This is a genomic window from Frankia sp. AgKG'84/4 (genome assembly GCF_023242965.2).
Taxonomy (GTDB): Bacteria; Actinomycetota; Actinomycetes; order Frankiales; family Frankiaceae; genus Frankia.
On sequence record NZ_JALKFU020000099.1, the window covers coordinates 1 to 13,002 of the forward strand.

At 70.2% G+C, this 13,002-nt stretch carries 12 protein-coding genes, 1 tRNA gene and 2 pseudogenes; 5 read left to right on the plus strand and 10 right to left on the minus strand.

The window, feature by feature from the left end; all coding sequences use genetic code 11:
- Both MXD58_RS09180 and MXD58_RS09185 read right to left on the minus strand, forming a co-directional pair.
- Positions 1-231, minus strand: a 231-nt coding sequence (locus MXD58_RS09180) for a hypothetical protein (RefSeq protein ID WP_250609197.1), incomplete at its 3' end; no start/stop codon positions are given.
- Between the two features lie 59 nt (positions 232-290).
- A complete protein-coding gene (locus MXD58_RS09185; protein ID WP_248840221.1) occupies positions 291-1,076 on the minus strand; it encodes a hypothetical protein in 786 nt (261 codons plus the stop codon).
- A gap of 845 nt (positions 1,077-1,921) precedes the next feature.
- Between MXD58_RS09185 and MXD58_RS09190 the strand changes: the two genes are divergently transcribed.
- Positions 1,922-1,996, plus strand: a tRNA-Arg gene (locus MXD58_RS09190).
- 329 nt (positions 1,997-2,325) lie between these two features.
- A complete protein-coding gene (locus tag MXD58_RS09195; protein WP_248840222.1) occupies positions 2,326-2,730 on the plus strand; it encodes a Panacea domain-containing protein in 405 nt (134 codons plus the stop codon).
- 1,014 nt (positions 2,731-3,744) lie between these two features.
- Here the strand turns inward: MXD58_RS09195 and MXD58_RS09200 are convergent.
- The 3 genes from MXD58_RS09200 to MXD58_RS09210 all read right to left on the minus strand — a co-directional run bounded on the left by MXD58_RS09200 (position 3,745) and on the right by MXD58_RS09210 (position 6,622).
- Positions 3,745-4,896, minus strand: a complete 1,152-nt coding sequence (locus MXD58_RS09200) for an NADH:flavin oxidoreductase (protein ID WP_518477612.1) — start codon at positions 4,894-4,896, stop codon at positions 3,745-3,747.
- A 101-nt stretch (positions 4,897-4,997) separates the two neighbouring features.
- Entirely contained in the window at positions 4,998-5,825 is an 828-nt protein-coding gene (locus MXD58_RS09205) for a TIGR03620 family F420-dependent LLM class oxidoreductase (RefSeq protein ID WP_248840223.1), read from the minus strand.
- A gap of 104 nt (positions 5,826-5,929) precedes the next feature.
- Entirely contained in the window at positions 5,930-6,622 is a 693-nt protein-coding gene (locus tag MXD58_RS09210; RefSeq protein WP_250609198.1) for a polysaccharide deacetylase family protein, read from the minus strand.
- Between MXD58_RS09210 and MXD58_RS09215 the strand changes: the two are divergent.
- A pseudogene (locus MXD58_RS09215) lies at positions 6,602-6,799 on the plus strand (FHA domain-containing protein); the annotation flags it as partial. The gene MXD58_RS09210 and the pseudogene MXD58_RS09215 overlap by 21 nt on opposite strands.
- Positions 6,800-7,000: 201 nt before the next feature.
- On the opposite strand, the gene cysS reads toward MXD58_RS09215, so the two are convergent.
- The 5 genes from cysS to MXD58_RS09240 form a co-directional block, all read right to left on the minus strand.
- Complete coding sequence (gene cysS, locus MXD58_RS09220) at positions 7,001-8,503, minus strand: cysteine--tRNA ligase (RefSeq protein ID WP_248838148.1); 1,503 nt, start codon at positions 8,501-8,503, stop codon at positions 7,001-7,003.
- Between the two features lie 47 nt (positions 8,504-8,550).
- Positions 8,551-8,943: a PPOX class F420-dependent oxidoreductase gene (locus MXD58_RS09225; RefSeq protein WP_248838149.1), complete on the minus strand. Its 393-nt coding sequence runs from the start codon at positions 8,941-8,943 to the stop codon at positions 8,551-8,553.
- Between the two features lie 103 nt (positions 8,944-9,046).
- Entirely contained in the window at positions 9,047-9,532 is a 486-nt protein-coding gene (gene ispF, locus MXD58_RS09230; RefSeq protein ID WP_248838242.1) for a 2-C-methyl-D-erythritol 2,4-cyclodiphosphate synthase, read from the minus strand.
- Positions 9,533-9,600: 68 nt separating this feature from the next.
- Positions 9,601-10,365 (minus strand): 2-C-methyl-D-erythritol 4-phosphate cytidylyltransferase, encoded by a 765-nt coding sequence (gene ispD, locus MXD58_RS09235; protein ID WP_374615877.1) that lies wholly within the window; start codon positions 10,363-10,365, stop codon positions 9,601-9,603.
- 313 nt (positions 10,366-10,678) lie between these two features.
- Positions 10,679-11,161 carry a CarD family transcriptional regulator gene (locus MXD58_RS09240; RefSeq protein ID WP_009741775.1) on the minus strand — a complete coding sequence of 161 codons (483 nt, stop codon included), beginning with the start codon at positions 11,159-11,161 and terminating at the stop codon, positions 10,679-10,681.
- A gap of 781 nt (positions 11,162-11,942) precedes the next feature.
- On the opposite strand from MXD58_RS09240, the gene MXD58_RS09245 reads away from it, so the two are divergent.
- Both MXD58_RS09245 and MXD58_RS09250 read left to right on the plus strand, forming a co-directional pair.
- Complete coding sequence (locus MXD58_RS09245) at positions 11,943-12,719, plus strand: copper chaperone PCu(A)C domain-containing protein (RefSeq protein WP_248838151.1); 777 nt, start codon at positions 11,943-11,945, stop codon at positions 12,717-12,719.
- 103 nt (positions 12,720-12,822) lie between these two features.
- Positions 12,823-13,002: pseudogene (locus MXD58_RS09250) on the plus strand (DNA repair protein RadA); the annotation flags it as partial.

Genomic DNA, 13,002 nt, shown 5'->3' on the forward strand with positions numbered 1-13,002 from the left:
ATTAATTGTTGTGTATTGGCTTTTGGGGCTATTGCTTGGCCACGGCACAGGGGTGAATGCTTGGTCGAGAAGCCTGGAGTTATAAAAATCCCAGCTTCGGTACGCATCGATGAAAGCAAGACCTTCGGCCTCGGTTGACCTAGGCATATCCAAGAGCTGACGCCCCCGCTCAATGGAGGCAAGTAGCTCCTCCGAAACGCGGTGACGAGCAAGCCGCAACTCGGCAGACACGGATTTATCGCTCTCTGATCGAAATCGGGACGCAAATCTTTACGCCGGACACCTTCGCGTCATCCCTCTTTTGCGGCCGAGGATGTATTGTCTTGGCTGGCCGCAGAAAGCATTTCGAGCGCAATGAGCGCACTTTCTGGACTCCTGAAGAGATGTGCATTACGTTCAAAATAGACTAGTTCGTGGGGCGTTAGCCCCCTTGCGAAGACCGCCCCCATGTTTTTAATGAGAAGGACGTTTCCGATCTGAACGACGGCATTCGACGTGTTATCGAGTGCCGTCAAGAGGCGGGCCGTGGCTTCGGACTGTCGGTCGTGGAGGCCGGATGTTGCCCTGCCACCCAGCTGTATTTCGAGCATCTTTTCTAGATCAGATAGATTATCTCTGAGCTGCGTTTCGGTGATGTTCCCCTGCGTCCGCAGAAACATCCTCTTAAACCAGGAGCCGCGCTCGGGAGGAAGCTCTACTGATATCGTGAGCCCGTAGGAGTCAACAACCTCCTCGAAAGCCTCTTGAATAACTACAGCATCGCCGTCGTCGATCCATATTCTCGCGGGTATTAGTTGTGGCCTCTCGGCATCTTCCTTGTGGATTCCGAGAGACGAGTGCCATAGGTACTCATGCATCTGCCACGCGAGATAGGAAGTCTGGTGACTCAGCCTATAGACGAACTCGCCAAGTTCGCTGATCTGTTCGCTGATTATATGCCGCTTTTTATCGTGCAGAAACTCGGGAGAGGTGTTGATGGTCTGCGATACTAGCTCTATCAACGCACCAACGGTCTCTCGCGAGATTCCGCCTTCCTCTAGGCGGCGAACTACCGACTCAAATTTGCTCTCTGTCATGAACTCCCCCGACGGCCAAGTTAAGGTACAGTACCGTGGAGGTCGGCAGGCTTGATCGGGACCCTCCATCTCTCCTGGGCGCTCCCTTGAGTCGAGCGCAAGTCCTACCCTGCGGTCGCCCGATGACGCAGCGCTCCCACAGCTGCCTTGTTCCTCGACTCGCAGACCACACTTGTGATGCGGGGCCTCGGTTGCCCCCACCAGACGCCAACAGCCAAGCTGACAGCAGAGCCGATGGGCGATCATGTGTGTCGGCGGACGAGCGCGGACCGGAGCTCATCATGCCGGCGGTCGTATCGGATGCGCGCGGATGTCGATCGAAGATCCAGATCTAGATGCGGATCCGTCCCCTCCCACCGTTCAGCCATGGTGAGCAAGCGGCAGTGGATGGCAGCCAGGGTGGCAGCCAAGTCCGCGAACAGCAGCAGACGGCCACGGACTCGGTGGACGGCATCGACCCCATGACCGGCACCAGCAGACGTTCACGAACACCGGCGGACACACCACCGATAATCTCTTAATCCGCTGGTCGGGTCGCCAGCTTGGCGGGTCTGAGCAATCCAGCCATGGCACGAGGATCCGATCAGCGCCCCGCCATCGCGCACGCCAGGAAGCAAAAGATCAAGCAAGAGGCACGCCAGTGGGCGGCCGAGAGACAGAGCCAGTTGCAGCGGACAGCCCGACCCGCCCACTTGCCCAGCGGCGAGACTTTCCGTGGTCACCCGGAGAGTCCGTTCAAGCAACATCAAGTTTGGGTGCTCCGCCGGTCGGGTGTAGCAACGCCTGTAGCAACGACCGCATACGTCGGCGGACGACTATGGATGCCAGCGGACGTCACGACCTGTGCGCATCCCGGTGCGGCGAGGATCAGATCGTGCCTTCTAAGCACCAGGTCGCAGGTTCGATCCCTGCCGGGCGCACATCGGCTCACTGAGCAGGATGGAACGACTCGCAGCGCAAGGCGGGCTTCGCGTGCGCCACCTGGCCGGGTCGGCTGCCTCTGGGCGCCGAGCGGATGCGTGCCGACACCCGGTTCGACGCCGACGGCGGGGACCAGGCCCCGGCAGACCACGTGGGCGGAGCGCCACGTACATGACCCGCCGTTATCGTTTCGCCGGACGGTCCGACTCGCCAGGACGAGCACGAGCTGCTTGACCTCGGCAAACGACTCCGAGATACACCCGCCGAGAACGGGGGGGTTCTTTCAGGTCTGGACCCTGCACACCGAGAGTAGAGGCCGTGTCCCAAGATGGTCGACAACGCAGACGATGTCGCATCGCTGACCCTCAAGGTCTTGGGCCCGCTGGGCACCTACCGCTTTCACAAGCTCGTGTACTACTCGCAGGCGTGGCACCTGGCGTTACACGGCGAGCCACTCTTCCCAGACGAGGTCGAGGCATGGGCTCAGGGGCCCATCGTGGGGCGTTTGTATCGGCGGCAGGCTTTCGAGGTCGACATCTGGCCGGCGGGTGATCAGCAGCGGCTCAGTGACCAAACCCGCGAGGTCATCCACTGGGTGGTCGACACCTACGGCAGCTTCACAGGCGAGGAGCTGTCCAGGATGACGCGCGCCGAGGCGCCCTGGCGATTCGCCCGGGGCCGCCGTCCCGGACCGGGACTGGTCCAACTAACCGGTCGACCGGACGATCATTGAGAGGTACTACTCCCGGCTGCGAATGCCCCCGAGGACGCTGTCTTGGCGGCGGTCGGGAACGGACGGCTTGAGGGCTCCGAGCCATCGGTTGGCGAGACGACCCGCCTGCGTCAGATCGCGACGGGGGAACGGACGGCCGACGACGTCCTCACGGAAATCCTGGCCAAGTATCGTCGGTAGGTCAGCGTCTCGGAGGGCTGATCGCCGACCCTGACCCACGTCGACCCGCACCGCTGGCCTGGCACCGCCTGCCTGAACAACAACCTCCTGCGGTCATCGTTCGGTGTTGGGTCAGACTGCTCCCCGCCGGCGTATCTCCGGGGTGGAGGGGTCAATGGGGGGTTCGGCGTCCGGACCGTATCCCGGCGCCCACATTGTGCGGAGCGGTTCGCCGTGGGGGCAGGTTCCTCGAATCGGCACGGGCTCGACGGATCCCGTCGCGTGGAACTGGGCGCCGCGGCGGCGCCGGCAGCTTCTACAGGCCACCAGGGAAAGCATCGGGATGGGGGCGGCCGGTTCCTCGCTCATGACCGGTTCTTTCTCGTGACCCGACCAGTGCCTCCGCATGGCACGCAGGTCCGCTCCTGGGTACCCACGTAGCCGCCGTCCTCATCGACTTCCAGGCGATCGGTCCCAGTTTTCCCGGTTCCGTTGCATATCGCGCAGTCGGCCGTCTCGATGGGTTGCAGGTCGGCGATTCGCCCACCGCGTTTGCTGTCGTTTTTTGCGGTGTCCGGATCGGCCCTGGATGCCGCTGAATCGTCCTTCCCGCCGCGTTTGACCCCGTCACGGCCCGTGGACGCGCCACCTCGGGACGCGCCGTGCTTGTTCCACACCACGGGAAACAGACTAGGCCGGAGTTGAACAACCAGTCTTCATCGCGATTCGGCTCGGTGGGCTCAGAGGCGGCTTTGTACCATCCCTGGCCGGGCAGTCCGTCTCAGCGAACCGCGCCTGCCCCAACACCGGGCGGACGGTGGCGTGTTGGGGCAGGCGGTGCGCACGGTGGCCGGTTCAGGTCAGGCGGGTCTCGTCTTCCTTGGCGTACGGGCGGATCTCGGCCAGGCGGCCGTCGCGGACCTTGGTCGTCCACGCCGGGTCGGACAGCAGCGCGCGGCCGAGGGCGATCAGGTCGAACTCGCCGCGGTCGAACAGGTCCACGAGCGGCTCGAGGCTGGTCGGCGCCACGTCGGCCTCCGCGCCCCAGAAGATCTTCTGCACGCCGACGGAGCCGATGGCGATGGTGGGCAGGCCGGTGAGGTGCTTCGTCCAGCCGGCGAGGGTGCGCGGTGAGTCCGCGAAGGCGGGCAGCCAGTAGCGGCGGGTCGAGACGTGCAGGGCGCTGGCCCCGGCATCGACGAGCGGGGTCAGCAGGGTGGCGAGCTCGTCGGCGGTCTCGACGAGGCTCGCGTCGAAGTACCCGCCCTTCCACTGGGAGTAACGGTAGATCACCGGGAAGTCCGGGCCGACCTCGGCGCGGACCGCGGCGACGACCTCGGCGCCGAGGCGGGCCCGCTGCGCGAGACTGCCGCCGTAGCCGTCGGTGCGACGGTTGGTAAGCGGCCAGAAGAACTGGTCGAGCAGGTAGCCGTGAGCGCCGTGCAGTTCCACGCCGTCGAAGCCGACCTCGCGGGCGGCGGCCGCGGCGCGGACGAAGGCGGAGATCAGCGCGTCAATGTCCGCGGTGGTCGCGGCCTCGCCGACGACCGTGCCGTCGGCCCGCAGGCCCGAGGGGCTGAGCACGGGCGCGTCCGGATACGGCGGAGTCCCGGCCTCCCGGGTCGCGCCGAGGTGCCAGAGCTGCGGAACGATCCGGCCGCCCGCGGTGTGCACCGCGTCGACCACACGCCGCCAGCCGGCGAGGGCGTCGTCCCCATAGAGGTGTGGGACGCGGTCGCCGCCGCTGCCGGCCGAGGGGTGGTCGACGAGAGTGCCTTCGGTGACGATCAGGCCGACGTGCGCGGCGCGGCGCGCGTAATAGGCGGCGACGTCCTCGCCGGGCACGCCGCCCGGGGAGAACTCGCGGGTCATCGGTGCCATCACGAACCGGTTGGCCAGCTCGATGCCCGCCAGCGAGAACGGCGTGAACAGCGGTGTTACGTCCGTCCTGGCCAGCGGGGCTCCGTGGTCGGCTGGCGGCGCGGTGGGGCTCGGAGTCAGGGTCACACGAGTGTCAATCCGGACCTCGGCGCCGCTGTTCCCCCGCTCCCAACCCCACAGGTCAATACGCCGGCGGGCGAGGAACGCCCCGGGCCGGGCAGGCCGCGTCAGCTCAGCAGAGCCTCGGCGAAGCGGCCGAGCCAGCCCTCGGGGCCGTTCCAGTCGCCGAGGTTGCCCAGCACGACCTGGTCGGCGCCGGCGTCGTGGTACTCACCGACCCGGGCGACGATCGTGTCGAGGTCACCCCAGGCGACCACCGCGTCGACGAGTCGGTCGGCGAGGCTCTCGATCTCCGGCTCGGAGAATCCCATCCGCAGGAAGTTGTTCCGGTAGCCGGGCACGGTGCTGAGGAACCGCAGCGGCTGCCGGGCGATCTCCCGCGCGGTGGCCGCGTCGGTCTCGGGAACGATCGCGAGCAGGACGGCGAGCGCCGGGTCGGGCCCGAGCGCCGCCCGTGCGCCCGCGACGTACTCCGGGGTCACCAGGTAGGGGTACGCCCCTGAGGCGCGCTCGCGGGCCAGGTCGAGCATGTCCGGGCCGAGGGCGGCGAGGACGCGGGACGCGGCTGGTACGACCGGGTCCTCGGTGTCGAGGAGGTCCAGGTACGCGCCGAGGGTCCGCAGCGGGCGCGGGCCGTGCGCGCCGCCGAGACCGACGACGAACCGGCCGGGCGCGGCCTGCGCCAGCTCCGCGTGCAGCCGCGCCACCTCGGTCGCGGGCACCACGTCGACGGGGATGATCCCGCTGGCGATCTGGAGGCGCTCGGTTCCGCGCACCACCTCGTCGATCAGCGGCAGGGTGTTGCCCTGACCGCCGGGCAGCCAGAGCGTCGAGTAACCCAGGGACTCCACCTGCTGGGCGAAGGCGATGCCACGTTCGTGTTCGTCTGTCGGCTGGGCCGCGTACGTGACGCCGACGGGTCCGAGTCTCACCATGATCCGCACAACATCGTCATCACCGGGGTGTGTTCCGCCGACACGCCGGTTCTGCTGGCATGAAACTGCCTGCCTCAGGCGGGGTCCGTTCAGGCGAGGTCCGTTCAGGCGAGTATGTCGCGCACCGTCACGGGGGCGAGGCCGGCAGCGCGCAGGTTCGCGACGACCCGGGGGAAGGCCTCGACCGTGCCGGGGTAGCCGAAATGCAGGCTCACGATCGAACCTGGCTGGACGCCGGCGCGGACCCGCGCTACGACCGCGTCCGCGCCGGGCGAGGTGTAGTCGAGCGGGTCGACGTCGAAGTCGACGACGGTGCGGTAGCCAGCGCTGCCCGCCTCGGTGAGGATCAGTGGGGTGGCGGTGCTCGTGCCGGACGGCCGGAAGTACCGGCCCTCGGCCGGGGCCAGCCGGGCCAGGACGTCGCGGCACGCGGTGATCTCGGCGGCCACCTGATCTGCCGGCAGCGCCGTGAGCGTCGGATGGGTGTGGGTGTGGTTGGCCAGCTCGTTGCCGGCCGCGAGCACGGTCGGGACGAGATCGCGGTGCTCGTCGAGCCACTGCCCGACCGCGAAGACGGTGATCGGGGCGCCGAGCCGGGCGGCATCGGCGAGCAGCTGGTGCGCGAGCCCCAGGTCCTGGCCGGCCTCGTGCGGCCCTAGATGGAAGGTCAGCGCGACGCTGGGCCGGTCACGCGGGCCGTTGGTCACAGCGGTCGCGGGGCCGCCCGGGACGAGATCCGGCCCGGTGGCCGGCGTGCCGGGGGCCGCGAGGGTGTCTCGGGCATCTCCCGCAGCCACGCGATGTTCGAGCAGCTGCCCGACGGCGGGTACGCGGTGCGCGACCCCGGGTCGACGAACGGCACCCGGCTGAACGACGAGCCGGACCCGATCGAGCCCGGCCAGCCGGTGCCGCTGCGCGACGGCGACCGCGTCTACCTCGGCGCCTGGACGCGCATCACACTGCGCGCCCGCTAGATCGGATCGTTGCCGGCCTACGGCCGGCCGAGCCCAAGCTCGGCCGGCCGTAGCCGTTTCAACGGGTACCCAGCGCCTCGCGCCCGTGCCACCGGAGCCGGCGGCCGTCCCTCACTGTTCCATCAGGGACGGCCGCTACATCAGGGACGGCCGCCAGTCTGGAGCCGGTCGGTCTGGAGCCGGTCGGTCTGGAGCCGGCAGTCAGGCCAGGTGCCAGCGCTGACCTTCGGGCGTGTCCTCGACGATCAGGCCGGCGGCCTCGAGCCGAGAGCGGATCGAGTCGGCCTCGGCGTAGTCATGCCGCGCCCGCGCCGCCGACCGCAGGTCCAGCGCGATCTGCACGACCCCGTCGAGGGCCGGGCGCAGTTCCGCGCCGGCTGTCGGCCACTGCTCGTGCGGATCGAGGCCGAAGACGCCGAGCATCCGGCGCGTCACGTTCACCCAGCCAGCCAGTTTCCGGCTGTGTGCCTTGGACAGCACCTGGTTGCCCTGTCCGACCGCCCCGAAGATCGCGGCAAGCGCCCGGCCGACGGCGAGGTCGTCGTCCAGGGCCGCGGCGAAGTCCACCCACGCCCGCGCGGGCGTGGGCTCGAGCCCGGCAGCGGCGCCCGCCTTCGCCTCCGAATCCGCCGACCGGGCGGACTTCCCGCCCGCGGGGGCCGGGCCGTCGTCGGCACCCAGCGCCGCCGCCTCGCCCGGCCCGCCGAGGATGTCCAGGGCGTTGCGGACGAAGGTCTCGATCCGGTCGTGGGCCGCGGTCGACTCTGCCAGCGCCTCCGGGGTGTACTCCAGCGACGACCGGTAGTGCGCGGAGAGCAGGTGATAGCGAAGCACCTGCGGACGGACCAGGTCGAGCGCATCGGTGACGAACACCGAGTTGCCGAGCGACTTGGACATCTTCGCCCCGCCGGTGGTCAGCAGGCCGACGTGCATCCAGTACCGGGCCATCTCGTCGGCCCCGGCCCCGGCGCCCGCCGCGCACAGCGTCTGCGCCCGCTCGTTCTCGTGGTGCGGGAAGACCAGGTCGAGCCCGCCGCCGTGGATGTCGAAGGTGGCCCCGAGGTACTTGCCCGCCATCGCCGAGCATTCCAGATGCCAGCCGGGACGGCCGTCGCCCCAGGGCGACTCCCAGTGCGGTTCGCCGGGCCGGGCGCCCTTCCACAGCGCGAAGTCCCGCGGGTCGAGCTTGCCCGACTCCGCCTCCGCCGAGGGCAGCATCGCGTCCGGGCGCTGGTGGGACAAGGCACCGTAGTCGGTGAAACTGGCGACCCGAAACCACACCGACCCGCCGCCGGGGTAGGCGTAGCCGGCGTCCACGAGCGCGGAGATCAGCGCGATCATTTCCGGGATGTGGCCGGTCGCGCGGGGCTGAATGGTGGGCGGCAGGATGCCGACCGCGCGGTAGGCGTCGTCGAACGCACGGGTCTGTCGGGTGGCGAGTTCCCAGACGGACGTACCGTCCCGGTCCGCATTGACGATGATCTTGTCGTCGATGTCGGTGACGTTCTGGATGAGCGTCACCTCGTACCCGGACTGGACCAGCCAGCGGCGCAGCAGATCGAACGGCAGCGCCGTGCGCAGGTGCCCGACATGCGGCGCCGACTGCACGGTGGGCCCACACACGTAGACGCCCACGTGAGCGGGGCGCAGCGGCTCGAATGGCCGCACACGCCGCGAGCGCGTGTCGTAGAGGTGGAGACCCATCTGTCAAGGGTACGGCCAAGGCCGCGTCCGCGGGCGGCCAGGGCGGGTCAGCCGACGGTCAGAATCCTGCCGGCCTTGACGCGGATCACAACCCGAACCTCCTCCGGATCGTCCCACCGGTAGATGTCACCGGTGTACTTCAGCGACAGCCGGTCGATCAGCTCCCGGCCGCCCTCCTCGGTCAGCGTGGCGGTGCCCCGCACCTCCACGTAGCCGTACGGATCGTTCTGGTCCAGGAACACCAGTCCGACCCGTGGATCACGGGCGATGTCGCGTTCCTTGGCGCGGCCGCGCACGGTGGACAGCAGCAGGTCGTCCTCGTCGCGGTCCACCCACAGCACGGTCAGCCTCGGCGACCCGTCGGCCTGGACTGTCGCCAGCACGACGTACGTCGAGGCATCGGCGAGGGCCCGCACCGGCTCGGGTAGGCGATCAGCCATCAGACTCCTCAGGGAGCGGCCAGTGACTACCCAGCCTTTCACCGCGGATCCGGAACGCAACCATCCGATGCCGGATCGGCATAGACCGTCGGCGCGTCCCTCGTCAGGCCCGCACGACGAGGGCGGTGGCGATGGCGGCGAGCCCCTCGCCGCGGCCGGTCAGGCCGAGCCCGTCCGTGGTGGTCGCCGACAGGCTCACCGACGCGCCGCCGAGCGCCGCCGACATCGCCTCCTGCGCCTGCTCGCGGCGCTTCGCCATCCGCGGCCGGTTCCCGATCACCTGCACCGACACGTTCCCGATCACCCAACCGGCAACGGAGAGCAACCGCAGGGTCTCGCCGAGCAGAACCCCGCCCGACGCGCCGGCGTACTCCGGCCGGTCGGTCCCGAAGACCTTGCCAAGATCGCCCAGGCAGGACGCGGTGAGCAGAGCGTCGCAGGTGGCGTGCGCGGCCACGTCGCCGTCGGAGTGCCCGGCCAGGCCGGTCTCCCCCGGCCATTCCAGGCAGGCCACCCAGCAGGGCCGACCGGCCTCGAACGGATGCACGTCGACCCCGACACCGACCCGCGGCAGCAGCACCGTGGTCACCGTGGCCGACGCGGGGGCCGGCCGCTCGGTCGGCGCAACGCCGCCGTCGGCCGACGGCGTGCCCTGACTCACCCGGACCTCCGCGCTTCCGTACCTCTGCGGGCCTCCGCGCCCCTGCCGACATCGGTGGCGCACCCGTCCGCGTCGCCACGGCCGTCGCTCGCCGCCGCGCGCGCCAGCAGTGCCTCGGCGAGCACCAGATCGGGCGGCTGCGTCACCTTGAACGCCTCCTGGGCACCGGGAACCGTCGTCACCGGAATGCCGAGCGCCTCGACGAGGCCGGCATCGTCCGTCACCGGAACATCGGTGAGGGCGTAGGCAGCGGCCAGCACGTCCCGCCGGAAGCCCTGCGGGGTCTGCACCGCGCGCAGGCCATCCCGGGGCGGGGTGCGGATCACCCGGCCGTCGGGGCCGACCTCCTTGACGGTGTCCGCGAGCGCGAGCACCGGAATCACCGCCGGATGCCCGGCGATCACCGCGGCCGCGACCGCGTCGACCAGCGCCGGCGGCGTCAGCGGCCGGGCCGCGTCGTGCACGAGGACGACCGAGACGTCATCGTCCACCGCGGCGAGCGCCCGGCGGACCGAGTCGACCCGCTCCGCACCGCCGGCGATCACATCGACGTCGCGGCCGAGCATCTGGGCCACGACCTCCACCAATGTGGGTGGCGCGGCCACGATGATCTGGCTGACGGACTCCGCCCGCCGCAACGCCTCGACCGACCGCACCAGCATGGGCCGCCCGCCCAGCGACCGCAGCGCCTTCGGGGTGCCGCCGCCGAGCCGTTCCCCTTTGCCCGCCGCCGGCACGATCGCCGCGACGCGGGCACCCATCGCCCGCGGCTGGGGATCTTCGCCCATCACCAGTCCTCTCGTGAGCCATCCACCACGAGAGCATGGCCTATCCGGGAGACCGAACGCGAGCCGGCCGACCAGAACGCCATGTGGGCGCGCCTGGCAGAGCGGCTGCGAGCATCGCCGCCAGGCCGCGCTGGCCGACGAACGGACCGGCCGGGGCCACCGATGATCTCGGGGCACCCGGCGCGGCCTGGTCGACCGGCCGAAACAATGTTTCAGGCTTGTCCCGCCGACCGGTCGGATCAAGCGGCGAGCGGGCCCGCCACTTCCGGAACGACAGGTCCGGACATCAGCCGGCGAGAACCTCGTCGAGCATCGCCTCGGCCTTGTCCTCGTTGGTGCCCTCCGCAAGAGCGAGTTCACTCACCAGGATTTGCCGGGCCTTACTCAACATCCGCTTCTCACCTGCGGAAAGGCCGCGTTCGCGATCCCGCCGCCACAGGTCACGGACGACCTCGGCGACCTTGTTCACGTCACCGGACGCGAGCTTCTCGAGATTTGCCTTGTAACGCCGGGACCAGTTTGTGGGCTCCTCGGTGTGCGGTGCACGGAGCACCTCGAACACCCGTTCCAGCCCATCCTGCCCGACGACGTCGCGTACCCCGACCATGCCGACGTTGTCGGCCGGAACCCGAACCGTCAGGTCGCCCTGAGCGACCTTCAGCACGAGATAGAGTCTTTCCTCGCCCTTGATGACGCGGGTTTCAATCGCGTCAATCAGAGCAGCACCATGATGCGGGTAAACAACGGTCTCGCCGACTTGGAACGCCATGTGTCACGTGCCCCTTCCGCCTCTACCAGCGTAACACGCACGCATCGCCGCAGGTCAGACGCGCGCTGCATGGGCAGACGCCCGCAACGCCCTGACGAGACGACCGCGGCGCCTTCCTCCCCGTTCGCCGAGGTGGGGGCCACCTGCCGCCGGACGTACCCCTGCGGGGCACATCGGCACGCAACCGCACCGAAACACCCCGACCAGGTAAAACGGACCTCAGAGCACCCGAGTTGTTGGTCGGGCGTTGGGCCGGGACGGTGCGGCAAACCTAGCGCGAGCGACCCCGCCGCGCCCGTCGACACGGCGGCCACGACCCGCGCGCGGGCGGGCCGCGTCGGCGACCACGACACCGCCGCCGCCCGCCGCGCGGTCCACGACGGGTCGCCTGGCCACAGCCCGGGCCATCGCCGACGGCGTGACTCTGCACACGTCGATGACCGGCACCTGGTGGCCGGTCGGCCCGGTCAGCGCCGTGCCTCCGGAGCCGGCCCCGGCGCGGGAGCCCCGGACGACCGCCCACGCGGGCCGGGAGCGGCCCGCTGCCTGGCGCACAGGCAGGTGCCGGATGACTAGTGTTAGCCCCGCACGGAGACTCCCGACGGCGGCTGGTCAGCACCAGCCCGTCGGCGGTGGGACCTCCGAGTACCCGGGGGTGATCCTGCGGGCCGGCCCGAGGGCCGGCGCAGGGCAGCCGCCGGGTGGGCCGTCCTCGCGACGGCCGACGAACCAGCACCGGCCCCGCCAGGCGCCGGTCTTGTGCAGGAGGAGCCACCGAGCTGTGAGCCGCCGTCCGGGTGCCCGTTTCTCGTCAGTCATCGCCGGCGGCGCGCCGGCCGGGCCAGCGGTCTCCCGCGACCCCGCAACCACTCCCGACGGCGCCGGCGGGCGCGGCGGGTTCCGGCGCCGGATGGCCTCCCGCCGGGTCGGCGTGGCCCTCCTCGCCTCCACGATCACCACCGCGGGCGTCGCCGGCTGCGCCGCTGGTACCGACGCGCTGACCAACTCCGCGCGGACGACGACCAACAGCGTCGCGGGATCCGTCGGCTCCATCACGCTGCGCAACGTCTACCTCGCCGGCCCGGTCGCGAAGGGCGGGTCGGCACCGATCGTCTCCGCGTTCTTCAACGCCAGCGGCGATCCCGACACCCTCGTCGCGGTGTCCTCGCCGGACGCGGCCGGCGGTCGCCCGTCGACGCCCGCCCAGATCCCGGGCGGCGCGGGGCGGGTCTTCATCGCCGACGGCAGCGCGCCCAGCCTGCAGGGCTTCAACCAGAACCTGCTGGTCGGGTCCGCGCTGCCGATCACGTTCACCTTCGCCAAGGCCGGCAGCGTGACCCTCGACGTGCCCGTCGAGCCGCCGTCGGCGGGTGCCTCCTCGACCGCCGCCGCCAGCCCGAGCACCGAGGGCTCGCCGTCGGCCAGCCCGACGGCCGCCGGGCAGACCCCGAACGGCCAGGCGGCCGCTGCCTCGGGTGCCCCCTCCGCCGGCTCGGTGACCCCGTCCGTGAGCGGCTCGGCCGCGGCGACGACCGCGAGCCCGACGGCCGGCGGCTGACGAACCCTTCCGGCCCGCCGGGGGTCGATCGGGCGGTGCCGGGTGGGCAGTGCGCCCCGCCGGCTGCCGAATCCTGTCGGACCGCCCGGTTACCGTGGCGCCCATGACATCAGGTCGGACGACGGCGACCAGCCGCGCCGGCTCCGGCGGCTTCCGCTGCAGCGGGTGCGGAGCGGAGTCGATCCGGTGGGCCGGGCGTTGCGTGCGCTGCCACGAGTGGGGCACGCTGGAGGCCCAGGCGCCCGTCCCGCGGCGCGGCTCGGCCCTGGGCGGTGCCCGGACC